The following is a 23,810-nucleotide window of genomic DNA, read 5'->3' as shown; positions in this document are numbered from 1 at the left end:
AGATGTGTATAAGAAACAGGGGCACGGCGCTGGCCGGCAGCACCGTGCCCAGCGCCAGTGTGAGGCCCAGTGTGGTGGCCAGGCAGGTCTTGACGGCCCTGCCTCGCCCGGGGCGTGTCTCGTGATTCATGGGTCTTCCTTTGACATTCGGGGGATGCCGTGAGGCGCATCACAATGGCCTCAGCCTGAGCCCTGAATCATTGAAAAGCAACGATTTCGTCAAAAGTCCCTGTGTTGCACCTGGAAACGGTGGGCACGGGACGTTTGAGCAGGTCATCCGCTACTGTTCTCCGGCTCTGACCGCCAGGCCCCCGGTGGTGGCCGCCGTTCCGGCGGCCCATCCCGCGCCCCGCGGAGGTCCGTCCCGTTCCCCGAACTCAGTACCGTGGCCACCGGATCGCCGCGGACGGCGCCGGGTAGACTTGGCTCTCGGTTCCTTCCACCCATCGGGCCACACCCGGATAGAGAGTGCTTCCATGCCAGCAATCGTGATCGTCGGCGCCCAGTGGGGCGATGAGGGCAAGGGCAAGGCCACGGATCTCCTGGGTGGCCGCGTGGACTACGTGGTCAAGCCCAACGGCGGCAACAACGCGGGGCACACCGTGGTGGTGGGCGGGGAGAAGTTCGAGCTCAAGCTCCTCCCGGCGGGCATCCTCAGCCCCAACGCCACCTCCGTGATCGGCAACGGCGTGGTCATCAACCCGCAGGCCCTGTTCGAGGAGATCGACGGCCTCGAGGCGCGCGGAGCGGACACCTCCCACTTGCGGATCTCCGCCAACGCGCACCTGGTGGCCCCGTACCACCAGACGCTGGACCAGGTCAGCGAACGGTTCCTGGGCAAGCGCGCCATCGGCACCACGGGCCGGGGCATCGGTCCCACCTACATGGACAAGGTGGGGCGCCTGGGCATCCGCGTGCAGGACATCCTGGACGAGTCCATCCTGCGCCAGAAGATCGAGGGGGCCCTGCGGCAGAAGAACGAGCTGCTGGTGAAGCTCTACAACCGCCGGGCGTTCGAGGTGGACGAGATCGCCGAGTACTTCCTGGGTTTCGCGGACCGGCTGGCGCCCATGATCGTGGACTCCACGCGGCTGCTCAACGAGGCGCTGGACCGGGACGAGGTGGTGCTCATGGAGGGCGGCCAGGCCACCTACCTGGACGTGGACCACGGCACCTACCCGTTCGTCACCTCCTCGAACCCCACCGCGGGCGGCGCGTCCGTGGGCTCCGGTGTGGGCCCCACGCGCATCACCCGTGTGATCGGGATCCAGAAGGCGTACACCACGCGTGTGGGTGCGGGCCCGTTCCCCACGGAACTCTTCGACGAGATGGGTGAGCGGCTGCGCACCACGGGCGGCGAGTTCGGCGTCAACACCGGCCGCCCGCGCCGCACGGGCTGGTACGACGCCGTGATGGCGCGCCAGGCCGCGCGGATCAACGGCTTCACGGACCTGTTCGTGACCAAGCTGGACGTGCTCACCGGGCTGCGGGAGATCCCGGTGTGCGTGGCCTACGAGGTGGACGGCCAGCGCTTCGACGAGATGCCCATGACCCAGTCCGACTTCCACCATGCCAAGCCGGTCTACGAGACCTTTCCGGGCTGGACCGAGGACATCACCGGCGCGCGCGCCCTGGAGGACCTGCCGCAGAACGCGCGGGACTACGTCCAGGCGCTGGAGGCCATGTCCGGGTGCCGGATCTCCGCGATCGGTGTGGGCCCGGACCGCGACGACACCATCGTGGTGCGGGACCTCATCGCTGACTGACCCGTCCGCCCGCGGACACGGAACCGCCCCGCTCTCCCCCGGGAGAGCGGGGCGGTTCCCCTGTGACGGGACGTTTCCCCCGGGGTCGGTGCGCAGCCCAGCGGATGAGCGGGCTGGGTGGGTGCGCGGCCCGGGTGGGTGCTCGGCCCGGGTGGGTGCGCGGGCGCCGTCGTACGACGACGTCCGCGCACCGTGCAGTGCCACGGCGCGCCGGGTGCCGGGGTCAGTGCCCGGGGGTCACGTCCGCGGTGCGCAGGTCCACGGGCTTGTCCTTGGTGGCCAGCTTGTGGCCGAGCCACAGGGCCAGGAAGATCGGCAGGCCCAGGTAGGAGGACAGCAGGCTCAGGGGGTTGACGTCCCCGGAGGTGAAGATGCTGTAGCCCTGGCCCACGATCACGATGGCGCACATCACGAGCGCCACGATGGGCCCCACGGGGAAGAACCGGGCGCGGTAGGTGAGGTCTTTGGGGTCCCCGCCCTGCAGCACGTAGGCCTTGCGGAAGCGGTAGTGGCTCCACGCAATGCCCATCCACACGATGAAGCCCGCCAGGCCCGAGGCGTTGATGAGCCACACGTAGGCCTCTCCCTCACCGATCAGGGTGGTGAGGAAGCAGGACATGCCGATCAGCGTGGTGGCCAGCAGGGCGTACATGGGCACACCGCGTCGGTTGACCCGGGCGAGGAAACGCGGGGCCTTGCCGGTCTTCGCCAGCGCGTAGAGCATGCGGGTTGAGGCATAAAGCCCCGAGTTGCCTGCGGAGAGGATGGCGGTGAGGATCACGGCGTTCATCACGGACGCCGCGGCCAGCACGCCCGCGTGCTCGAAGACCAGGGTGAACGGGGAGATGGAGACGTCCTCCACCTCGCTCGCCAGCAGGTGGGGATCGGTGTAGGGGATCAGGAAACCGATCACGGCAATCGCACCGATGTAGAAGAGCAGGATGCGCACGAACACGGTGCGGATGGCCTTGGGGACCGTCTTGCCGGGGTTCTCGGCCTCACCGGCGGCCACACCCACCAGCTCGGTGCCCTGGAAGGAGAAGCCGGCCACCATGAAGATGGACATGATGCCCGTGAAACCGTTCACGAACGGCGCCTCACCCGCGGTCCAGTTGTGGAAGCCGGGGGAGGGCCCGCCCAGGATCCCCAGGATCATGAGGACACCCAGCACCAGGAACACCACCACCGTGATCACCTTGATGAGCGAGAACCAGAACTCGCCCTCGCCGTAGGCGCGCGCGCTGAGCGCATTGAGGGCGAACAGGATCACCAGGAACGCTGCGGACCAGATCCAGGCGGGCACGTCCGGGAACCAGTACCGCATCACCAGGGCGGCCGCCACCAGCTCCGCGGCCACGGTGATCGCCCAGTTGTACCAGTAGTTCCAGCCGATGGCGAAGCCGAAGGAGCGGCTGATGTACCGGGTGGAGTACTCCTCGAAGGAGCCCGCAACGGGCAGGTGCGTGGCCATCTCGCCCAGGGACTGCATGAGCAGGAAGACCATCAGCCCGATCGCGGCGTAGGCCACCAGTGCGCCGCCCGGTCCGGCGGTGTTGATGGAGTTGCCGGAGGCCACGAACAGGCCGGTGCCGATGGCCCCACCCATGGCGATCATGGTCAGGTGGCGGGACTTCAGAGTGCGCTGGAGCGAACCGTCGTCGGGGCCGTCATGACGGGCGCGCTGCGGGTCGGAGAGGTGGGAATCACTCGCGCGGGGCGGGGCGGTGGCCGCCTCCGCGCGTCCCCGACCGGACGAAGATGGAGTCACTGGGTCCTCCCAGGAAGTGTTGGTCCGGTGCCGAGCAGGTGTGCTGCGACTGACCGCAATTATGCGGTGTTCGCCGGTTGAACGGGTCGTTTCCACGGCAGCAGCCGCCGAAATGGCGACAACTCCTCAGAAAAGAAGCAGGGTGGTGATCCCCAGCACCCCCAAGAGTACGCACGCCCCGGAGGTCAGGAGGACGGACACCGCGTCCGGCGTGATCCGCTCCCCGGCGATTCCCGTGGCCGACCTGCGGTAGCGCAAGCGCTGGGTGGCATAGATGCCACCGGCCAGGCACAGGGCAAAGGTGAACAGGCAGAGCACGAACACCCCGTGCATGGGCAGCCACTTGAGGTAGACGGCGGCCGCGGTGCACAGGGCCAGCATGGTGCGGCCCCAGGAGAGGACGGTCCGCTCGGGCTGCAGTCCGGGGTCCTCGTGCCCGCGACCGGCCGGGGCCGGGGCGGGGCTCATCGGGTCAGGACCACCACGACGAGCACCCCCGAGGCAATGGCCCCGCCCACGGCCACGAGCGGCGCGATCAGGGGCAGCGGCAGGGGAGCACTGTGCCGCATGGAGCGCTCCACGTTGAGCCAGCGCACGGCGGCACCCGCGCTCAGCAGCATGCCCAGGAGGAGCAGCACCACTGCCAGGAACGTGCGCACGGCCACGTCGAAGATGTCGCCGGTGAACGCCTCCACGGCGATGCCTCCCGCCAGGAAGGCCAGGGACGTGCGGATCCAGGCCAGGAACGTGCGCTCGTTGGCCAGCGTGAAGCGGGGGTCGGGTTCCGCTCCGCCGCGCAGCAGCCGCTCGCTCAGCGCACCACGACGCCGCTCGGCCGGGTCTTGGGGGTCGCTCACGGTTCTCCTCGGGGTGGTTGTTCCCCGATCGTATGCGCTGGAGGGGCGGTCGGCGGCAGGCTGCCGACCCCGCGGCTCCTTGTCCCTGGGCACGGGCTGGGAGAGGATGGCTGGACTCGTTCCCCCCCCACCACACGGAGGCCAGATCGTGAGCTCGAGCAACCAGTCGGCCGAGGACCCCCGGGCCCGCCAGCAGACGCAGCAGTACACCCCGCCGGCCGGTCGCTGGGAGTACGTCCCCGGCAGCCCCCAGGACGCCCAGCGCTACGCCGAGGCCTCCAGGAGCACCGACCTCTCCCTCATCCTGGGGATCCTGGGCGTCACCGTTCTCCCGTTCCTCGGACCCTTCGCCCTGTGGCAGGCCACGAAGGCGGAGAAGCTCGGTGGCCGGGCCACCGCGGGCAAGGTCCTGGGCTGGGTGGGCATCGTCATGCTGGTTCTCATGGTCGTGTGGCTCGTGCTGATCTTCACCCTCTGGGGCGTGATGTTCACGCAGATCGTGAACGAGGGCGTGGTGAACACCTGACCGGGCGTCCGCCCCCTCCAGCACGGACCGCGACGCACGGCGGCCGACCCCCTCTCGATAAGGTGGTCGGCCGCCGTCGTCGTGCGCGGGCGGGTGTTACCAGATGGTGACGCGCTCCTCCTCGGGGAGCCACATGCCGTCGCCCTCGGTGACGTCGAACGCCTCGTAGAACGCCGCCACGTTGCGCGGGGTCTGACCTGCCCGGAACTCCGCGGGGGAGTGCGGATCCGTGGCGATGCGCGTGCGCAGGGCCTCGTCCCGGGACTTCTCCTGCCACACGTAGCTCCAGGAGATGAAGAGGCGCTGCGCTGGGGTGTACCCGTCGATGCTCTCGGTGTCCGGTGTGGTCATCTTCCCCTGGGCCCGCTTCCATGCCTTGTAGGCAATGGAGAGGCCGCCCAGGTCACCGATGTTCTCGCCCAGGGTGAGCTCGCCGTTGACGTGGGGAGCGTCGTCGGCGCCCCCGAACTGGGCGGGGGACAGTGCCGCGTACTGGCCCACCAGACGGGCCGTGCGCTCCTCGAAGGCCTCGCGGTCCGCGTCCGTCCACCAGTTGCGCAGCTTGCCCTCGCCGTCGCACGTGGAGCCCTTGTCGTCGAAGCCGTGGCCGATCTCGTGGCCGATCACGGAGCCGATGCCGCCGTAGTTCACGGCGTCGTCGGCCGCCTCGTCGAAGAACGGGGGCTGCAGGATGGCTGCGGGGAAGACGATCTCGTTGCGCAGCGGGTGGTAGTAGGCGTTCACGGTCTGCGGCGTCATGAGCCACTCGTGCTTCTCCACGGGCCTGCCGGCCTTGCGTGCGAGCTCCGCCACAGCGAACTCGGTGGTCCGCACCACGTTGCCCACGAGGTCCTCCCCGCGGATCTCCAGCGCGGAGTAGTCCTTCCACTTCTCCGGGTAGCCGATCTTGGGGGTGAACCCGGAGAGCTTCTTCAGGGCCTCCGCCCGGGTGTCCTCGGTCATCCAGTCCAGGTGCTCGATGGAGTCCCGGTAGGCGTCCAGCAGGTTGGCCACGAGCTCGTCCATGCGGGCCTTGGCGGTGGGAGAGAAGTGCTCCGCGACGTACAGCTTGCCCACGGCCTCCCCCAGGGCCCCGTTGACCAGCCCGACGCCGCGCTTCCAGCGCTCGCGCAGCTGCGGGGTACCGGAGAGCACCGTGCCGTAGAACGCGAAGTTCTCCGCCACGAAGGCCTCCGGGAGGTATGCCGCGCGCGCGGAGACCACGTGCCAGCGGGCCCAGGACTTCCACGCCTCCAGCTCGTCCTGGGTGAGCAGCCCGTCCAGGCCGGTGAAGAAGCTGGGCTGCGCGTTGACCACGGTGGCCAGGTGCTCCGGCGTCAGGCCCACGCCCTCCAGCACGGCGTCCCAGTCCAGGTTCTGCACCTGCCCCGCGAGCTCCGTGTACTCCATGGGGTTGTACATCTTGGTGAGGTCCCGGACCGTGACCTTGTCCCAGTGGTGGGAGGCGATGCGCGTCTCCAGGTCCACGGCCGCGCGGGCCTGGCTCGCGGCGTCGTCGAACCCGGCGAGCTCCAGCATCTTCTGGACGTGCGCCAGGTACTTCTCGCGGATCGGCGCGTACTGCTCCTCGCGGTAGTACTCCTCGTCCGGCAGGCCCAGCCCGGACTGGCCCACGAACACCAGGTTGCGCTGCGGGTCACCCGGGTCCGAGTCCAGGTCGATGTCCAGCGCGGCACCAACACCGCGGCGCATGGCCGTGCCGAACCACCGGGACAGCGCGCGCGGCGAGTCGATCGCGGCCACGGCGTCCAGGTCCTCGCGCAGCGGCTCGGTGCCCAGCGCCTCGATCCGCTCGGTGTCCATGAAGGACCGGTACAGCAGCGCGATCTTCGTCTCCGCGCTCTGCTCCCCGGACGACGCCGCCTGCTCACCCTCCGCGCTCGCGCCCGTGATGATCTCGCGCACCGCCTGCTCCGCCTGGTCCCGCAGCTCGACGAACGCGCCGGTGCCGGGCTTGTCGTCGGGGATCCGCGCAGTGCGCAGCCACGTGCCGTTGACGTGGCGGAAGAGGTCGTCCTGCGGGCGGACCGAGGGGTCGAAGGCGTCGAGGTCGAACACAGAAGTTGTCATGATCACATGCTAACCACGCGCGCGGTGCGGCTCCACGGGTGCGCGGGGCTTTTTCGGACAGCTAAACGGGTGAGGGCCGGAGCGGGGCAGGCGTCACCCGCGCGGCACCGGGCCGGGGCGGCGTCGGCCTCTGCTGCCGGCCCCGTGCTCTCGGTCGGCTGCAACAACGGAGCAGATGCGGTTCAGCGGTCGGATCTGTGCCTTTGCTCCACCCCGCAGCGTCCCAGGGCGCATGTCGCGGCGCACCACGGGAGCTGCGCGTCCGGAGGGGGCGCCGTCCGGACGCAGCGGGCACACGTGGGCGGAGCGGCGTCGTCGTAGGGGGTCAGGCATCCCCGGAGGACGCGCCCGAGATCTTCTCCCCGCGTCGTTCGGCCATGAGCAGCTCCCACGTGCGGAAGAGCCGGGGCAACGAGATGATCAGCAGCCCGCCGAGCATGTTGAACGGGATCACCCACGCGAACCAGCCGAGCCAGTCCAGGTAGGAGTAGTCCCACCCGGCGTGCATGGCGCCGAACATCACGATGGAGTTCAGGGCGCCGTGGAGCATCCCGAGGCCCACCACCAGGAAGCCGCCGATCAGCGAGATCACGGCGGTCATCATGTCGCTGCCCGTGCCCTGCTGCATGCGGGTCATCAGGGTGATCGTGGACCCGGCCAACAGCGCGAGGCACACGGTCTCCATGCCGAAACCGTCCGAGACGTACCCTGTGGCGACCTCCACGAGCGTGGCGGAGAAGTCCGGGAACGCCGCCACGACCACCCACATGAACGCCCAGCCGCCCACGAGGTTGGTCACCAGCGTGACAACCCACAGCCGCAGCAGGGACCACCACGTGCCGTGCCCCGCGACCACCGCGTTGATGGGCAGCAGGAAGTCCTCGGTGAACAGTTCGGAGTGGGCCAGCCGCAGCGCCAGCAGGCCGACGCCGAACGCCGTGCCTGCCAGCAGCTTGGAGCCGGTGGCATCCATGACGGCGAGCATGGCCATGATGCCGAGCCCCACGTCGATCCCGCCGAACAGCCCCGTGACCACCAGCGCTCGCCAGGTGCGGTGCAGCCGGTCCGCACCCTCCTGGACGGTGTTCTGGAACTCCTCGACCAGCTCGTCCTCGAGGGGCTGGTCCGTGCGCCCGGAGGAACGCCGTGCGGTCTCGCTGTCGCGGGTCTCTGCCATGCGGTTCAGCGTAGGGCACGGGGTGCGCCCGCCCGCCCACGCAGAAGTTGCTGCCTGGCGGAGCAAGTGCAGGCCGCGGCGTCGGAAAGCTGCAGAAACGGAGCAGATGCAGCCCGGTAACCTGCACGCGGCAGTGTCGGAGCAGATGCAGCTCCGGGGTGCCGGGCACCGCAATAACGGAGCAAACGCGGCCCGGAGGTCCGCAGGGTGCAATAGCGGAGCAAACGCAGCCCATGGCAGTGAAAAGCTGCATCAACGGAGCAAAAGTAGCGGCGCAACTCCCGGAAGCCTCCGCTGTCAGCCCTTGCCGGTGAAGCGCGGTGTCCGCTTCTCCTGGAAGGCCTTGAAGCCCTCGCGGTAGTCGGCGGTGGCGCACAGTGCGGTCTGGGCGGCGTTCTCGGCGGTCATGGACTCCCACAGTCCGATCCGCTCGTCCCGGATCTGCGCCACGAGCTGCTTGGACGCCACGAACGACTGCGTGGCACCGCGGGCAACCTTCTCCACCCGGGACACGGTGAAGTCCAGGAGCTCGGCCGCGGGCACGGCACGGGAGAACAGCCCCGCCGCCACGGCCTCCGCGCCGCTCATCAGCTCGGCCGTGTAGATCAGGTCCAGCGTGCGATGCGCGCCGAGGCGCTCGGTGAACAGCGCGTGCCCGCCGGAGTCCAGCGTGGCCCCCAGGTTCGCGAACGGTGAGCCGATCTTCGCGTTCTCCGCCACGTAGACCACGTCCGTGGCAATCGCCAGCCCCAGCCCCACGCCCAGGCACGCCCCCTGCACCGCGGCGAAGGTGGGTGCCGGGAAGCTCGACATCTGCCGCAGCAGGGGTGCGAGGGTCCCGTCCAGGTACCCCTGGGTGTCGTCCGTGGCGGGGTCCACACCGGAGATGTCCCGTCCGGCGCAGAACCCCCGGCCCTCACCGGTGAGCAGCAGCGCACGGACCCCTGCCCCCTCCGCCTCGGTGTACGCGGCGGCGAGCCCGCGCAGCGCGTCCTCGTCCAGCGAGTTCATCTTCTGGGGCGCGTTGAGCACCACGCGGGCGATCTCGTCCTCGATGGTCAGCTCGATCACGGCGTTCTCCTTGCGGTTTCGGTTCGGGCCGCGCGGTCCGGGCGACGTGCGCGCGGCAGGGCCGGTGGCCTGGGTGGGCAGGCAGAGACGGCGACGGCGCCGCCCGGGTGCCGGTGCGGCGTCGTCGCCGTGGGTGCGTGGCGGCGCTGCCGCGGGGTGTGGGTGCGAGCGGAATCCGCAGCACGCACCGGCAGCGCGCCGGGACCCGGGCAGCGGTGCGGCCGACAGGGCGGCACGTGGGTCAGGCGTCGAAGTCCACACTCAGCTCGTCCGAGGTGGGGCGCGTCTGGCACGTGAGCACGTAGCCGGCGTCCACCTCGTCCTTCTCGAGCGCGAAGTTCTCCTCCATCTCGAACCCGCCCCTGGTGACCTTGGCGCGGCACGTGCCGCACACCCCGCCCGCGCACGCGAACGGGACGTCCGGGCGCACACGCAGTGCGGCATTCAGCACGGTCTCCGCGGCGGACTTCGGGGACTCCACCTGCGCGGAGGTGCCGTCCAGGGTGAAGACGATCTTGTAGTTCTCGCCCTTGGGGTCCGCCACGACCGGGCGGCCCTGCTGGCCCTGGGGTGCGGTGGGCTTGCCCGTGGTGAACAGCTCGAAGCGCACACGGGACTCGTCCACGCCGCGCTCCTTGAGCACGTCCCGGCACAGCTGCACGAGCTCGAACGGCCCGCACAGGAACCACTCGTCCGCGGAGTCCACCTGGATCACGTGCTCCAGCAGCTCCTCCAGCTTGTCGTGGTCGATCCGCCCGGACATCAGCGGGGAGATCCGCTGCTCGCGGGAGAGCACGTGGTGCACGGCCAGGCGCGCGGGGTACTTGTCCTTGAGGTCGCCCAGCTCCTCCGCGAACATCACGTCCATGGACGAGCGGTTGGCGTAGACGACGTCCATCTGAGCGGTGTCCGAGGCGCGCAGCAGCGCGCGGGCGATCGCCATGATGGGCGTGATCCCGGAACCGGCGGCGAAGGCCACCAGGTGCACGTTGCGCTTCTTGGCCACCTCCTTCTCCGCGAGCTTCTCGGGGTCGTTCATGGAGGTGATGTTGACCTTGGAGGTGAACGCGCCCTGCGGGTTCATCACGTCCAGGGTGTCCCCGGCGGCCAGCTGCTCGTTGGCCCATGTGGAGAACACGCCGCCCATGTCCTTCTTGATGGCCACGCGGATCTCGCCCGGGGTGGGGTCCGCGCAGATCGAGTAGGACCGGCGCACCTCGTGCCCGTTGATCATGGCGCGGATGGCCACGTACTGACCCGGGAGGTAGTCGTAGTCCGCCACGAGGTCCTCGGGGACGTCGAACGTGACCTCCACGGAGTCCGAGGTCAGCTTGCGCACCTCGGAGACCGTGAGGGTGTTGAACGTGGCGCGGCGCCTGCCGCCCCCCGCGCTGGCTTCGGTGGCGTCCTCCAGGGCGGAGGTGTCCGCGGTTTCGCTCATGATCAGTGCACCTTGAAGTAGTCGTAGGGTTCTTTGCAGTCGTCGCAGACCCACAGGGCCTTGCAGGACGTGGACCCGAAGCGGGTCATCTCGTGCGTGCGCAGGGAGTCGCACCGCGGGCACTTCACCGCGAGGCTCAGCCGCACCGGCCCGGAGTTGTGCCCGGCGGCGGTCCGTCCGGTGGGCGGGGCGATGCCGTACTCGCTGAGCTTCGCCCGGCCCTCGGGGGACATCCAGTCCGTGGTCCACGCCGGGCGCAGCACCTGCACCACGCGCACGTTCTCGTAGCCCGCGGCGGTGACGGCGGCCTCGAGGTCCGCGGCCATGGTGTCCATGGCGGGGCAGCCGGAGTAGGTGGGGGTGATCACCACCACCGTCTCGTCCTCCCCGGCCACCGCGTCCCGCAGCACCCCGAGGTCCTCGAGCGTGAGCACGGGGATCTCGGGGTCGCACACGGTGGCGGCGACGTCCCACAGGGTGGCGTCGCGCGGATCGTCCGGTCGCTGCGAAGGGCCGAGGGGCACCTCGCGGGGCGCCACGCCACCCGTGGGCGGCAGCGAGCGGGGCGGAACGCGGGAGAACACGGTGCTCACCACGTGGCGCCGGGATGCTGGCGGGCGAGCCACTGCATCTCGGCGAGGATGTACCCGCGGTACTCGGAGTAGGCGCCGTCCCTCGGAGCCGCGGACAGCCGCGCCTGGGCCACGTTCGGGACCTCCAGCTCGGCCTCGGCCAGCAGTGCGGTCACGCGCTCCAAGGTCCGCTCGCGCAGCGTGGAGGGGCGCACGGCAATGCCCTCGAGCTCGTCGTGCAGCGGCTCGTCCGCGAACAGCTCGTCCAGGTAGGGCCACATGTAGTAGAGCCCGTCCTGGATGCGCCGCTTGGACTCCTCGGTGCCGAGCCCCAGGCGCAGGATCCACTGGGCCGCGTGGTCCTGGTGGTACTCCACCTCCTTGAGGGCCTTGTCCGCGATAGCCGCGAGCGTCTGGTCCGTGGAGGACTGCAGCGCCGAGTAGAGCTCGTACTGGTAGAAGGAGAACAGCAGCTGGCGGGCGATGGTCTGCCCGAAGTCCCCGTTCTCCTGCTCCACGAGGCGCACGGAGCGGAACTCCTCCTCGTTGCGGAAGTACGCGAGCTCGTCCTCGGTCTTGCCCCATGCCGAACCCGCGTAGGTCAGCAGGAACCGTGCGTGGCCGATCAGGTCCAGTGCGATGTTGCCGAGCGCGATGTCCTCCTCGAGCTCGGGGGCCCGCGAGATCCACCAGCCCAGACGCTGGGACAGCATCAGGGCGTCGTCGCCGAGCCGCAGCGCGTACTGGGCCACGGCCTCCGGGGCCCGGCCGCCCGTCTCCGCGATCTCCTCGGCGGTGATGGCGACGCCCGCGGACTGCTTGGTGGCGGAGTCGTGGGAGGCGAACGCGCTCACAGGTGCTTCACCCCTTCGCTCTTGGTGTAGTACGTGGCGTGGCGGTAGCTCTTGCCCTGCGCGGACTCGAAGTACCCGCCCTTGGAGTCCGGGTCCGAGGCCGTGATGGCGTCCGCGGGGACCACCCACACGCTCGTGCCCTCGTTGCGGCGCGTGTAGAGGTCACGCGCGTTGCGCACGGCCATGGTGGCGTCCGGGGCGTGCAGGGATCCCGCGTGCACGTGGGACAGCCCGCGCGAGGAGCGCACGAAGACCTCCCAGAGGGGCCAGTTGCCAGTCTGGTTCTCGCTCATGCTCAGGCTCCGATCAGCTCGGCGGAGCCGCGGCCCGCCACGACGGTGAATTCTTCGGTGGCCTCGGCATCCGTCGCCGACGCCGCCGCGGCAGCTTCCGCGGCCTCGCGCGCCTGCCGCTGGGCGTAGGCCTCGGCGGCCTCCCGCACCCAGGCTCCCTGCGCGTGTGCCTCGCGGCGGCGCTTCATGCGCTGCACGTTGCACGGGCCGGAGCCCTTGATCACGGACATGAACTCGTCCCAGTCCAGCTGGCCGTAGTCGTAGTGCCCGCGCTCCTCGTTCCACTTCAGGTCCGGGTCCGGCAGGGTCAGGCCCAGGGCTTCGGCCTGCGGGACGATCATGTCCACGAAGCGCTGGCGCAGCTCGTCGTTGGAGAAGCGCTTGATGTTCCACTGCATGGACTGCTGCGAGTTGGGGGAGTCGGCGTCCGGGGGGCCGAACATCTGCAGGGCCGGACCGTAGAAGCGGTTCACGGCGTCCTGTGCCATCTGCTTCTGGGCCTCGGTGCCGTGGGAGAGCTCGTAGAGGATCTCCCAGCCCTGGCGCTGGTGGAAGGACTCCTCCTTGCAGATGCGCACCATGGCGCGGCCGTACGGGCCGTAGGAGGCGCGGCACAGCGGGACCTGGTTGCAGATCGCGGCGCCGTCCACGAGCCAGCCGATGGCGCCCATGTCCGCCCACGTGCGGGCCGGGTAGTTGAAGATCGAGGAGTACTTGGCCTTGCCGCTGAGCAGCTGCTCGTTGAGCACGGAGCGCGGGGTGCCCAGGGTCTCCGCGGCGGAGTAGAGGTACAGCCCGTGGCCTGCCTCGTCCTGGACCTTGGCCATCAGCACGGCCTTGCGCTTGAGGCTCGGGGCGCGGGTGATCCAGTTGGCCTCCGGCTGCATGCCGATGATCTCGGAGTGCGCGTGCTGGGAGACCTGACGGGTCAGGCTCTTGCGGTAGGCCTCCGGCATCCAGTCGCGGGGCTCCACGCGGGAGTCCTCGCTGATGAGGTGCTCGAAGTGCTGCTGCTCGGCGGTGGTGGCCGCCTGGTCCGCAGTGGTGGTCTGCTCAGTCATGGTGTGTCCTCGGTTCACGGGTGAGATGGGAGCGGAGGGTGAACTCTGTACGCTGCCGACGATAATAACTGACCGCTCGTTCAGAATATAGACCCCCGGTGTGGCCGTCAACACATTTTCCGCCCGCGGGGGAGGAGGCCGTCAATGGCGGCGGCCCTGCAACGCGGCCGCCACTCATTGACACACGTCACATTTCGGGGTTGTCTACTGACCGATCGTTCACAAAAGTTTCGAGGAGCGCGCCGTGCCACACCATCCTGTCCTCACGGGGGACCGAGCCTCCGAGTGGCTGGGCGTCACCGTGCTGCGCGCGGGCCCTGGCCACTGCGAGATCTCCATGGTGGTGCGGGAGGAGATGGTCAACGGCTTCGGGATCGTCCACGGCGGGATGATCTTCTCCCTGGCGGACACGTGCTTCGCCATGACCTGCAACGACCCGGACCCGGACGGCGCCACCATGACCGTGGCGCAGGGCGTGGACATCAACTTCCTCAGCTCCGCGCAGCCCGGGCAGACCCTGGTGGCGGAGGGCCGCCAGATCGCCACCACGGGCCGCAGCGGCCTGTGCGACATCACCGTCACCACCGCGGACGGCGAGCTCGTGGCCCAGTTCCGCGGCCGCAGCCGCACCGTGCCCCGCCGTCAGAAAGCGTGAATGCCATGACCACCTGCTCCGTGCCCAACCCGTACCGCCCCGTGGACTCGCAGGACCCATCGCAGCCGGATCCCGAGGAGCTGATGAGCCGGGACCAGATCGAGGCGCTGCAGACCGAGCGGCTGAACTGGACCCTGCACTACGCGTACGAGAACGTCACCGCCTACAAGGAGCTCTTCGACGAGCACGGGGTGCACCCGGACGACTTCCACGAGCTCGAGGACCTCGCCACGTTCCCGTACACGGACAAGGAGTTCCTGCGGAAGGCGTACCCGTTCAAGTCCCTGGCCACGCCGATGTCCGAGGTCCGGCGGATCCACGCGTCGTCGGGCACCACCGGCCAGCCCACCGTGGTGGCGTACACGGAGGAGGACCTGCAGACGTGGGGCACCCTGGTGGCGCGTTGCTTCCGGCTCTCCGGGATCGCCCCCGGCGACAAGGTGCACAACGCGTACGGCTACGGACTGTTCACCGGCGGTCTGGGTGCACACTACGGTGCCGAGCGGCTCAAGTGCGCCGTGATCCCCATGTCCGGCGGGCAGACCGAGAAGCAGGTCCAGCTGATCCGCGACTTCGAGCCGCAGGCCATCCTCTCCACGCCCACCTACCTGCTGACCATTGCGGACGGATTCCGCAAACTCGGTCTGGACCCGCGCGAGACCTCCTTGAAGCACGCCGTGCTGGGGGCCGAGCCGTGGACGGAGGAGATGCGCCACGAGATCGAGAAGACGTTCAACATCACGGCGTGCGACATCTACGGCCTCTCCGAGGTCATGGGCCCCGGCGTGGCCGGCGAGTCCTGCGAGTCGAAGGACGGCTCGCACATCTGGGAGGACCACTTCCGCCCGGAGATCATCGACCCCTTCGACGACACCGTGCTGCCCACCGGACGCCCCGGTGAGCTGGTGTTCACGGCGCTGACCAAGCAGGCGCTGCCGATCATCCGCTACCGCACGCACGACCTCACTCGGCTGCTGCCCGGCACCGCCCGCCCCGGTCACCGGCGCATGGGCCGCATCACGGGGCGCTCGGACGACATGATCATCCTGCGCGGCGTGAACCTGTTCCCCTCGCAGATCGAGGAGCTCGCGCTGAAGATCCCGGCTCTGTCCCCGCACTTCACGCTGGAGATCACCCGGCCGAACCGCATGGACCAGATGACCATCCACATCGAGCGCCGCGAGGAGGCCACGGTGGAGGACGCCCAGGAAGGCGGGCGCCGGCTGCAGCACGAGATCAAGACGAAGATCGGCTCCAGTGCCGCGATCGACATCGCCGAGCCCGGCACCCTGGAGCGCTCCTCCGGCAAGCTGCGCCGCGTGTACGACCGCCGCGACAAGTAGTGTCCCGCGCGGCACCCGGTCCTCCGCGGGGACGGGCCCAGGTGACGAGCCGGTAGCCTGGAGACCCCGTCCCCCCGGAAGATCGAGGCCCGCGTCCATGCCCACCGAGCAGCAGTTCCTCCCCGACGACGCCCCCGCCGACGACGCCGCTGCCGCACCCCGGCGCGGCCGTCCCGGCTACGACCGCGAGACCCTGCTGTCGGTGTGCGTGGAGGTCTTCAACCGCTACGGCTACGACGCCACGTCCATGGGCACGCTCTCCAGGCACCTGGGGATCTCGAAGTCCGCGATCTACCACCACGTGGAGTCCAAGGAGGCCATCCTGGGCCAGGCCCTGGACCGCGCGCTGGACGCGCTGGAAGCGGTGTTCTCGGAGGTGCTCGCGAACGGCAGCGGGCCGGTGAACAAGCTCGAGCAGATCCTGGACGGCTCCGTGCGGGTGCTCGTGGCGCAGATGCCGTACGTGACGCTGCTGCTGCGGCTGCGCGGGAACTCGGAGGTCGAGGAGGCGGCGCTGCAGCGGCGTCGCCACCTGACCCACACCGTGGAGGACCTGGTGCGCCAGGCGCAGGAGCGTGGCGAGCTGCGCACGGACATCTCCGGGAAGTCCGCGCCGCGCCTCATGCTGGGCATGGTCAACTCCATCGTGGACTGGTACCAGCCCGGGCGTTCCGGCACGGTGGACCAGCTCGCGGACACCGTGGTGACCATGGTCTTCGCGGGCCTGCGCGCGTAGCCGGAGCCGTGCCCGCGCACCCGCCTAGGGTGTGCCCATGGACATCTCACCTACCCGCACCCTCGACCGGGCCGCGCTGATCCGCCTGTACGACGCCGTGGGGTGGAGCTCCTACACACGGCGCCCGGAGGACTTCGGGCCGATGATCGAGAATGCGTGGCTGGTGCTCTCCGCGTGGGCCGCGGGCCAGCTCGTGGGGCTGGCGCGCGTGGTGGGCGACGGCGCCACGGCGGCCTATATCCAGGATCTCCTGGTGGACCCGGCGCACCAGCGACGTGGCATCGGCCGCGCGCTGCTCACCGAGGTGCTGGCCGAGACGTCCCACATCCGCCAGATCTACATCTCCACGGACGACGCCGACTGGAACCGCCACGTGGTGAAGCTCTACCGCTCCCTGGGCTTCCGCCCCACCCCGGACCTGGGCGGCACCACGCTGGCGATCATGCGGTGATGGTGGCGGAGGCCCCGCGACGCGATGTCGTGGGGCTTCCGTGCTGTCGAGGTCGCTGCGGACGGTCCTGCTCGGCGTCCGCTCACACCTCCGGTGTGGGCCACTGCTTGGCCACCAGGGTGAGGACGTCGTAGGTGGCCACGATCTCGTCGTTCTGGTTGGTCAGGCGGGCGTCCCACGCCACCTCTCCGTACTCGTCCGTGACGCGCGGGGTGATCTTCTTGGCGGTGAGGGTCACGCGGATCGCGTCGTCGTAGGTCACCGGGGTGATGAAGCGCAGGTTCTCCAGCCCGTAGTTGGCGAGCACGGGCCCCGGGGCGGGCTCCACGAACAGCCCGGCGGCCCACGAGACCAGCAGGTAGCCGTGGGCCACCCGGCGCGGGAAGAACGGGTTGGCCGTGGCGGCCTCCTCGTCCGTGTGCGCGTAGAACGTGTCCCCGGTCTTCTCCGCGAACTCCAGGATGTCCTCGAGCGTCACGGTGCGCAGCTCCGAGACGAACTGGTCCCCGATCCGCAGGGTCTGCAACGACTTCCGGAAGGGGTGCTCGCCCGTGCCGTTCTCGACGTCCTCGCGGGTCACGGTGTTGGCGGCCGCGCCCCAGTGCCACTGGCCGGTGATCCCGGTCAGCAGGTCCGGGGAGCCCTGCACGGCGGTGCGCTGCATGTAGTGCTTCACGGCGCGCACGCCGCCCAGCTCCTCGCCGCCTCCGGCGCGGCCGGGGCCGCCGTGCACCAGATGCGGCACGGGGGAGCCGTGGCCCGTGGAGGTCGTGGCGTCGTCGCGGTCCAGGAACAGCACGCGGCCGTGGTACGCGCCGATTCCGGACGCGAACTGCGCCGCGAGCTCGGGGGAGTGGGTGCACACGGTGGCCACCAGGGAGCCGCCGCCCAGCGCGGCGATCTCCACGGCGTCCGCAACGTCGCCCGAGTAGCCGAGCACGGAGGTGACCGGGCCGAACGCCTCGACCTCGTGCACGGCGGGGGTGCGGGCGTCGTCGAACGAGAGCACGGTGACGGGGAAGAACGCGCCGTCCTGGGGCACGGCGGAGAGCTCCTCGGGTCCACCCACCTCCACACGGGCCCCGGCGTCGATCAGGGTGCGCACCGAGCGCAGCACCTCGAAGTACTGGTCCTCGGACGCCAGGGGGCCCACGGTGGTGGCGGCGTCGCGGGGATCGCCCACGACGGCGCGCGCGGCCACACGCTCCTTGAGCGCCTCGACCACGGCCCCCCGCATCTGCTGGGGCACGATCACCCGGCGGACGGCGGTGCACTTCTGCCCGGCCTTGGCGGTGATCTCCAGGACCACGGACTTCACGAACGCCTCGAACTCGGGGGAGCCCTCGGTGACGTCCGGCGCCATGATCGCGGCGTTGAGGGAGTCCGTCTCCGCGGTGAACCGCACACCCTTCTCCTGGACGTTCGAGTGCGCCCGCAGGGACTGGGCGGTGGCCGCGGAACCGGTGAACGCCACGTGGTCACGGGCGTCCAGGTGGTCCAGCAGGTCCCGGGCGGAGCCGGAGACCAGCTGCAGGGAGCCCTCGGGCAGCAGGCCGGAGTCCAGCATGAGCCGCACGCACGCCTCGGTCACGTACCCGGTGGGGGTCGCGGGCTTCACGATGGTGGGCACCCCCGCAATGAACGCGGGCGCGAACTTCTCGAGCATGCCCCACACGGGGAAGTTGAACGCGTTGATCTGCACGGCCACGCCCGGCAGCCGCGTGTACACGTGCTCGCCCAGGAAGGAGCCGTCCCGGGAGAGCTGCTCCACGGGCCCGTCCACGATCACGTTCGCGTTGGGCAGTTCGCGGCGGCCCTTCGAGGAGAAGGTGAACAGGGTGCCGATGCCGCCGTCCACGTCGATCAGGTGGTCCTTGGCGGTGGAACCGGTCGCGTAGGAGAGCTCGTACAGCTCCTCCTTGTGCTCCCCGAGGTACTGGGCGAGCTGCTTGAGGATCAGCGCACGGTCGTGGATCCGCAGGGTTCCCAGGGACGCCTGCCCCACGGTGCGCGCGTGCTCCACGGCCCCGGCGGTGTCGATCCCGTCCGCGCACACGCGGGCCACGAGCTCCCCGGTGGCGGCATCGCGCACCTCCGCGACCTTCTGCGGGTCCTCCGGGCGCCACCACTGCCCCTTCACGAAGCTGGGCAGGAGCTGCGGCTGCTGGGTTTCGGATGCCTGGTTCTGGGTGCTCACGCGGGGTCCTCCGGACGGTCGCGGCCTCAAGCCGAACGATCGGTCAGTATTGCCCCCAGGATAACCTAGGTCACACAGGGGCACCATGGCCGTCACCCGGGCATCCGGCCCTCGACGCCGCCCGGCGGCCTGCCGTGCGGAACGCACCCGAGCGGCGTCGCCCGCCCTGCGAGCTCGCGGGAGAACGGCCCCGTCGGCGGCACCCGCGCAGCTGTGGCGGCCACGGAGCGCCCGTGGCGGCGCGGAGGCCGGGAACGGCAACGGCTCGACAACGACGAGAGACACGGAACGAAGGAGCAGACCATGCACGAGGACCCGACCCCCGCGGACGCACGCGTGGAGAACGGACGGCGCGCGGCGTCGCCGGATGAGCAGAAGGGGAGGGCGTTCGATCCCTGGAACATCGAGCTGGGCGAGCTGGACCGCAAGATGGGTGTGGAGGTGGAGGAGCAGTCCGCCGAGCGGATCGTGGCCACCATGCCCGTGGAGGGCAACCGGCAGTCGCTGGGTCTGCTGCACGGCGGCGCGTCCGTGGCGCTGGGGGAGATGCTGGGGTCCTGGGCCGCGGTGATCCACGGCTCCACCATGGGCAAGGTGGCCGTGGGCACGGACATCAATGCCACCCACCACGCCTCCGCCACGAGCGGGCGGGTGCGCGGCGTGGCCACCGCCATCCGGCTGGGCCGCACCATGACCAGCCACGAGGTGGTCATCATGCACATCGACACCGGCCGCCGCCTGTGCACGGTGCGGATCACCAACTACCTCAAGGACGCGCCGGGCGAGTGACGCGGCCCCGCCGGGGCCCGCTCCCTCACCGGGGCGGGACACGGCGGGCTCCCCGGGGCCGCCGGGCCCCGGACGGACCGGTGGGCTCGGCCGGACTGGTGGGCCCGGACGCGCCGGGCGGTTCTGCGTCCGTGGGAGGGCTGAGGAGCCCCTCCACCGGACGACGTGAACGCGGGGGTCGCGGTCGCGGAGTCACCGGCCCCAGTGACCGTGCCGCGACCCCCACGGGTTCGGGGTCAGTTCGTGACCGCGGTGCGGATCAGAACTGGGCGCTCTCGGTGGAGCCCTTGAGCGCGATGGTCGAGGAGTTGGGGTTGACCACCTGGGAGACCAGGTCGAAGTAGCCGGTGCCCACCTCGCGCTGGTGCTTGGTGGCGGTGTACCCGCGCTCCTCGGCGGCGAACTCGCGCTCCTGCAGCTCCACGTATGCGCTCATCTGGTTGCGGGCGTAGCCGTGGGCCAGGTCGAACATGGAGTAGTTCAGGGCGTGGAAGCCCGCCAGGGTGATGAACTGGAAGCGGAAGCCCATGGCGGCGAGCTCGCGCTGGAACTTGGCGATGGTGTCGTCGTCCAGGTGCTTCTTCCAGTTGAAGGACGGCGAGCAGTTGTACGCCAGCATCTGGTCCGGGAACTCCTCGTGGACGGCCTCCGCGAACTTGCGGGCCAGCTCCAGGTCCGGCGTGCCGGTCTCCATCCAGATGAGGTCCGAGTACGGAGCGTACGCCTTGGCGCGGGCGATGCAGGGCTCGATGCCGTTGCGGACCTTGTAGAAGCCCTCCGCGGTGCGCTCGCCGGTGATGAACTCGGCGTCCTGCTCGTCCACGTCCGAGGTGATCAGCGTGGCCGCCTCGGCGTCCGTGCGGGCGATGATGATGCTGGGGACGTCCTCCACGTCTGCCGCGAGGCGGGCCGCGTTGAGCGTGCGCACGTGCTGCTGGGTGGGGATCAGCACCTTGCCGCCCAGGTGGCCGCACTTCTTCTCGGAGGCCAGCTGGTCCTCCCAGTGCACGCCTGCCGCACCGGCGTCGATCATCGACTTCATGAGTTCGAACGCGTTGAGCGGCCCGCCGAAGCCGGCCTCCGCGTCCGCGACGATCGGCGCCATCCAGTTCTCCACGGTGTGGACGTCCTCGGCGTGCTCGATCTGGTCCGCGCGCTTGAGCGCGTTGTTGATCCGGCGCACCACCTGCGGGACGGAGTTCGCGGGGTACAGGGACTGGTCCGGGTAGGTCTGGCCCGCCAGGTTGGCGTCACCGGCCACCTGCCAGCCGGAGAGGTAGATGGCCTTGAGACCGGCCTTGACCTGCTGAACCGCCTGGTTGCCGGTCAGAGCGCCCAGAGCATTGATGTAATCCTCCGAGTTGAGCAGGTGCCAGAGTCGTTCCGCGCCGCGCCGGGCGTTGGTGTGCTCTTCTCGAAAGGAGCCCTGCAGACGCAGGACCTCCTCGGGCGAGTAGTCACGGGTCACGCCCGCCCAGCGGGGGTTCTCTTCCCAGTCACGGGCCAGTTCGGCGGCGCTGCGGAGGTTGCTGCTGTCGTTGCTCATCTCGGTCTCCTTCGATCGTTTGAGCCGGCGGACTCGGGGAAAGCTCCGCACGGGTAACTTGATGAGTTCTACTTTTGCCGGGATCTGCACCCCCGCATAGGGGTTTTCCGTGTGAAGAAATAACTTTCTTCACGTTTGAGAAAAATCGTCCTAAACTCGTCCTATGACCCCCACCACAGGCCCCCGCAGGCGCCGTCGCACCGCCGACGCCGCTCCCACCTCGTCCGCCGCCGCTCACGCCCCGGGTGGGGCGGCCCCCGGAGCGGGCCGCGGGGCACCCGGTGGCGCGGCGTCGTCGTCGTCCGGTGGTCGTGCGGCCCGGTCTGCGGCCGCCGCGCAGAGCCGCACCGGATCCGCCGTGCCCGAGGACGAGGCGGGGGACCCCACCGACCCGATCGTGCTGGGACGGCGCATCCGGTACCGGCGCAAGCGGCTGCGGATCACGCTGGAGGAGCTCGCACGCACGGTGGGGATGGCGCCCTCCGCGCTGTCCCTGATCGAGAACGGCAAGCGGGAGCCGAAGCTGAGCACCCTCTCCGCCCTGGCCGGTGCCCTGGACATGGGGGTGGAGCAGCTGCTGGGGTCCAAGGCGCCGTCCCGCCGCATGGAGCTGGAGATCCAGGTGGAGCGCGTGCAGCGCGGGCCCATGTACGCGGCCCTCGGGCTGCCCACGGTGCGCGTGGGCCCGGGGATGAGCACCGAGACGCTGGAGGCGCTCGCGGCCCTGCAGCAGCAGCTCGGCCAGCGGCTCGAGGAGCAGGCCGCCACCCCGGAGGAGGCCCGGCGCGCCAACACCCAGCTGCGCGCGCGCATGCAGGGGGTCAACAACTACTTCGAGCGGATCGAGACCATGGCCGCGGAGCTGCTCACGGCCATCCAGCACACGGGCGGTCCGCTGTCCGAGCACCACATCTCCCGGCTCGTGGAGCACGTGGGCTTCGAGATCCACCAGGTGCCGGACCTTCCGCACTCCACGCGCTCCGTGACGGACCTGCGCAACCGCCGGTTCTACCTGCCCTCCAGCGCGGGGGCGGGATCGCCGTGGTCCGTGCTGCTGCAGGCCGTGGGCCACCACCTGCTGGAGCACCGCCGGCCCGCGAACTACGGCGAGTTCCTGGAGCAGCGCGTGGAGACCAACTACTTCGCGGCGGCGCTGATGATCCCCGAGACCTCCGCGGTGGACCTGCTGGCGCGCGCCAAGTCCCAGCGCGAGCTGTCCGTGGACGACCTCCGGGACGCGTTCGCGGTGTCCCACGAGACGGCCGCGCACCGGATGACCAACCTGATGACCCACCACTTCGACATCCCCACGCACTTCGAGAAGGTGCACTCCTCCGGGATCATCCACAAGGCGTGGCAGAACGACGGCCTGCAGTTCCCCACGGACCACAGCGGCGCGGTGGAGGGCCAGCGGGCGTGCCGTTTCTTCTCCGCGCGCCAGGCGTTCTCCGGCACCAACCGGCTGCTCTCCCACTTCCAGTACACGGACACCCCGCACGGCACGTTCTGGTGCTCGGCGCGTGTGGAGGGCTCCGAGCACGGCGAGTTCTCCATCTCCTTCGGCGTGCCCTACGAGCACGTCAAGTGGTTCCGCGGCCGCGCCACCTCCTACCGGCGCACCTCCACGTGCCCGGACCCCGCGTGCTGCCAGCAGCCCTCCCCGGCGCTCGCCGAGCAGTGGGACGGGCAGGCCTGGCCCTCGGCCCGCCCCGCCACGCACATGCTCGCGGCCATGCCCGCCGGGGCGTTCCCCGGGGTGGACGAGACCGAGGTCTTCCGCTTCCTGCAGCGCCACGCGCCCACCGTTGAATTGGACGGGGACCTCGCGTAACGTCCATCACGTTCCTACTGCCGCGTAGCCCGGCATCGCGGCGGATCGCCGTTCCCGGCGGGGTGCGGCACCCCACGACGACGCCGCACGGCCCGTTCCTGAACGTGCGTCCCCGTGCCGTGCGTCGTGGCCGGTGGTGCAGACCGTCGCGGGGTTCGGCGCGCGGTGGTCCGCGGAGGGCTCGGGCGTTGCCTGCGTCCTCGCCCGCACCGGACGCTCTCCGCACCCATCCCGGTTCCGGGCACCACGGAACCCTCCCGGCCTCCGGCCGGACGACGAAAGGACATACCCATGACCATCTCCACGTGCGAGCTCTACGACGAGCGCGGCGACGAGCTGCAGTCCGTGACCACCCAGTTCATCTCCGTGGGCGGCGTCCACCGCTTCACCGGGCCCATCCGCACGGTGCGCTGCTTCGAGTCCAACGTGGACGTCAAGAAGCTCGTGGCCACCCCGGGGGACGGTGCGGTGCTCGTGGTGGACGGGCAGGGCTCCATGAACTGCGCGCTGCTGGGTGACAACGTGGCCCGCACCGCCATGGAGAACGGCTGGGCCGGGCTCGTGATCAACGCCCCGGTGCGGGACCGCGTGGAGCTCGGCACGCTGGAGATCGGCGTGAAGGCGCTGGGCACCAACCCCCGCAAGTCCTCGCCCAACGACTACGGCGAGACGGACGTGGTCGTCACCTTCGGCGGTGTGGTCTTCCGCCCCGGCAAGACCCTGTGGGCGGACGAGGACGGGATCCTCGTGGAGCGCTGAGCGCCCCGTCCCGGGGCGCTCAGCGC

At 70.0% G+C, this 23,810-nt stretch carries 22 protein-coding genes; 9 read left to right on the top strand and 13 right to left on the bottom strand.

Annotated features, from left to right (window positions below):
- The first annotated feature begins 476 nt into the window (after positions 1 to 476).
- Entirely contained in the window at positions 477 to 1,766 is a 1,290-nt protein-coding gene (locus CWC38_RS05565; protein WP_121845822.1) for an adenylosuccinate synthase, read from the top strand.
- 223 nt (positions 1,767 to 1,989) lie between these two features.
- Here CWC38_RS05565 and CWC38_RS05560 read toward each other — a convergent pair whose 3' ends face one another.
- The 3 genes from CWC38_RS05560 to CWC38_RS05550 form a co-directional block, all read right to left on the bottom strand.
- Positions 1,990 to 3,534, bottom strand: a complete 1,545-nt coding sequence (locus tag CWC38_RS05560; RefSeq protein WP_121845821.1) for an amino acid permease — start codon at positions 3,532 to 3,534, stop codon at positions 1,990 to 1,992.
- A 126-nt stretch (positions 3,535 to 3,660) separates the two neighbouring features.
- Positions 3,661 to 4,002, bottom strand: a complete 342-nt coding sequence (locus CWC38_RS05555; protein ID WP_121845820.1) for a DUF202 domain-containing protein — start codon at positions 4,000 to 4,002, stop codon at positions 3,661 to 3,663.
- The gene (locus tag CWC38_RS05550; protein WP_121845819.1) at positions 3,999 to 4,391 is read right to left on the bottom strand and encodes a YidH family protein; all 393 of its coding nucleotides are present in this window, start codon (positions 4,389 to 4,391) and stop codon (positions 3,999 to 4,001) included. Before CWC38_RS05550 ends, CWC38_RS05555 begins: the two co-directional genes overlap by 4 nt.
- Before the next feature lie 148 nt (positions 4,392 to 4,539).
- Here CWC38_RS05550 and CWC38_RS05545 point away from each other — a divergent pair, with 148 nt between their 5' ends.
- On the top strand, positions 4,540 to 4,917 hold the full coding sequence (locus CWC38_RS05545; RefSeq protein WP_121845818.1) for a DUF4190 domain-containing protein: 378 nt from the start codon (positions 4,540 to 4,542) through the stop codon (positions 4,915 to 4,917).
- A 96-nt stretch (positions 4,918 to 5,013) separates the two neighbouring features.
- Here CWC38_RS05545 and CWC38_RS05540 read toward each other — a convergent pair whose 3' ends face one another.
- The 8 genes from CWC38_RS05540 to paaA all read right to left on the bottom strand — a co-directional run bounded on the left by CWC38_RS05540 (position 5,014) and on the right by paaA (position 13,477).
- A complete protein-coding gene (locus CWC38_RS05540) occupies positions 5,014 to 7,008 on the bottom strand; it encodes a M13 family metallopeptidase (protein ID WP_121845825.1) in 1,995 nt (664 codons plus the stop codon).
- 325 nt (positions 7,009 to 7,333) lie between these two features.
- Positions 7,334 to 8,185 (bottom strand): formate/nitrite transporter family protein, encoded by an 852-nt coding sequence (locus tag CWC38_RS05535; RefSeq protein WP_121845817.1) that lies wholly within the window; start codon positions 8,183 to 8,185, stop codon positions 7,334 to 7,336.
- A gap of 297 nt (positions 8,186 to 8,482) precedes the next feature.
- Positions 8,483 to 9,256 (bottom strand): enoyl-CoA hydratase/isomerase family protein, encoded by a 774-nt coding sequence (locus CWC38_RS05530; protein WP_121845816.1) that lies wholly within the window; start codon positions 9,254 to 9,256, stop codon positions 8,483 to 8,485.
- Between the two features lie 241 nt (positions 9,257 to 9,497).
- The gene (paaE, locus tag CWC38_RS05525) at positions 9,498 to 10,697 is read right to left on the bottom strand and encodes a 1,2-phenylacetyl-CoA epoxidase subunit PaaE (RefSeq protein ID WP_121845815.1); all 1,200 of its coding nucleotides are present in this window, start codon (positions 10,695 to 10,697) and stop codon (positions 9,498 to 9,500) included.
- A gap of 2 nt (positions 10,698 to 10,699) precedes the next feature.
- Complete coding sequence (gene paaD / locus CWC38_RS05520) at positions 10,700 to 11,221, bottom strand: 1,2-phenylacetyl-CoA epoxidase subunit PaaD (RefSeq protein WP_165860351.1); 522 nt, start codon at positions 11,219 to 11,221, stop codon at positions 10,700 to 10,702.
- 65 nt (positions 11,222 to 11,286) lie between these two features.
- Entirely contained in the window at positions 11,287 to 12,123 is an 837-nt protein-coding gene (paaC, locus tag CWC38_RS05515) for a 1,2-phenylacetyl-CoA epoxidase subunit PaaC (protein WP_121845814.1), read from the bottom strand.
- Positions 12,120 to 12,416: a 1,2-phenylacetyl-CoA epoxidase subunit PaaB gene (paaB, locus tag CWC38_RS05510; RefSeq protein WP_055082364.1), complete on the bottom strand. Its 297-nt coding sequence runs from the start codon at positions 12,414 to 12,416 to the stop codon at positions 12,120 to 12,122. The genes paaC and paaB overlap by 4 nt, the downstream gene beginning before the upstream one ends.
- 2 nt (positions 12,417 to 12,418) lie before the next feature.
- Positions 12,419 to 13,477 (bottom strand): 1,2-phenylacetyl-CoA epoxidase subunit PaaA, encoded by a 1,059-nt coding sequence (gene paaA / locus CWC38_RS05505; protein ID WP_121845813.1) that lies wholly within the window; start codon positions 13,475 to 13,477, stop codon positions 12,419 to 12,421.
- A gap of 244 nt (positions 13,478 to 13,721) precedes the next feature.
- On the opposite strand from paaA, the gene CWC38_RS05500 reads away from it, so the two are divergent.
- The 4 genes from CWC38_RS05500 (at position 13,722) to CWC38_RS05485 (ending at position 16,662) form a co-directional block, all read left to right on the top strand.
- A complete protein-coding gene (locus CWC38_RS05500; RefSeq protein WP_121845812.1) occupies positions 13,722 to 14,132 on the top strand; it encodes a PaaI family thioesterase in 411 nt (136 codons plus the stop codon).
- A gap of 5 nt (positions 14,133 to 14,137) precedes the next feature.
- The gene (locus tag CWC38_RS05495; RefSeq protein ID WP_206059859.1) at positions 14,138 to 15,475 is read left to right on the top strand and encodes an AMP-binding protein; all 1,338 of its coding nucleotides are present in this window, start codon (positions 14,138 to 14,140) and stop codon (positions 15,473 to 15,475) included.
- A gap of 97 nt (positions 15,476 to 15,572) precedes the next feature.
- The gene (locus tag CWC38_RS05490; RefSeq protein WP_121845810.1) at positions 15,573 to 16,211 is read left to right on the top strand and encodes a TetR/AcrR family transcriptional regulator; all 639 of its coding nucleotides are present in this window, start codon (positions 15,573 to 15,575) and stop codon (positions 16,209 to 16,211) included.
- A 37-nt stretch (positions 16,212 to 16,248) separates the two neighbouring features.
- Entirely contained in the window at positions 16,249 to 16,662 is a 414-nt protein-coding gene (locus CWC38_RS05485; RefSeq protein ID WP_121845809.1) for a GNAT family N-acetyltransferase, read from the top strand.
- An 82-nt stretch (positions 16,663 to 16,744) separates the two neighbouring features.
- On the opposite strand, the gene paaZ is transcribed toward CWC38_RS05485, so the two are convergent.
- Positions 16,745 to 18,859 carry a phenylacetic acid degradation bifunctional protein PaaZ gene (paaZ, locus tag CWC38_RS05480; protein WP_121845808.1) on the bottom strand — a complete coding sequence of 705 codons (2,115 nt, stop codon included), beginning with the start codon at positions 18,857 to 18,859 and terminating at the stop codon, positions 16,745 to 16,747.
- 303 nt (positions 18,860 to 19,162) lie between these two features.
- Here paaZ and CWC38_RS05475 point away from each other — a divergent pair, with 303 nt between their 5' ends.
- Positions 19,163 to 19,648: a hotdog fold thioesterase gene (locus CWC38_RS05475; RefSeq protein ID WP_206059858.1), complete on the top strand. Its 486-nt coding sequence runs from the start codon at positions 19,163 to 19,165 to the stop codon at positions 19,646 to 19,648.
- A 259-nt stretch (positions 19,649 to 19,907) separates the two neighbouring features.
- Here CWC38_RS05475 and aceA read toward each other — a convergent pair whose 3' ends face one another.
- Positions 19,908 to 21,194: an isocitrate lyase gene (gene aceA / locus CWC38_RS05470; RefSeq protein ID WP_121845807.1), complete on the bottom strand. Its 1,287-nt coding sequence runs from the start codon at positions 21,192 to 21,194 to the stop codon at positions 19,908 to 19,910.
- Between the two features lie 358 nt (positions 21,195 to 21,552).
- Between aceA and CWC38_RS05465 the strand changes: the two genes are divergently transcribed.
- On the top strand, positions 21,553 to 23,025 hold the full coding sequence (locus tag CWC38_RS05465; RefSeq protein ID WP_121845806.1) for a helix-turn-helix domain-containing protein: 1,473 nt from the start codon (positions 21,553 to 21,555) through the stop codon (positions 23,023 to 23,025).
- Between the two features lie 291 nt (positions 23,026 to 23,316).
- Positions 23,317 to 23,784 (top strand): ribonuclease E activity regulator RraA, encoded by a 468-nt coding sequence (gene rraA, locus CWC38_RS05460; RefSeq protein ID WP_121845805.1) that lies wholly within the window; start codon positions 23,317 to 23,319, stop codon positions 23,782 to 23,784.
- Positions 23,785 to 23,810: the final 26 nt, after the last annotated feature.

Origin of the sequence: Kocuria tytonicola (assembly GCF_003687455.1) — a bacterium.
Classification (GTDB): Bacteria; Actinomycetota; Actinomycetes; order Actinomycetales; family Micrococcaceae; genus Kocuria; species Kocuria tytonicola.
The sequence above is the reverse complement of the archived record's forward strand: the minus strand, read 5'-3'. Positions and strand labels throughout refer to the sequence as shown.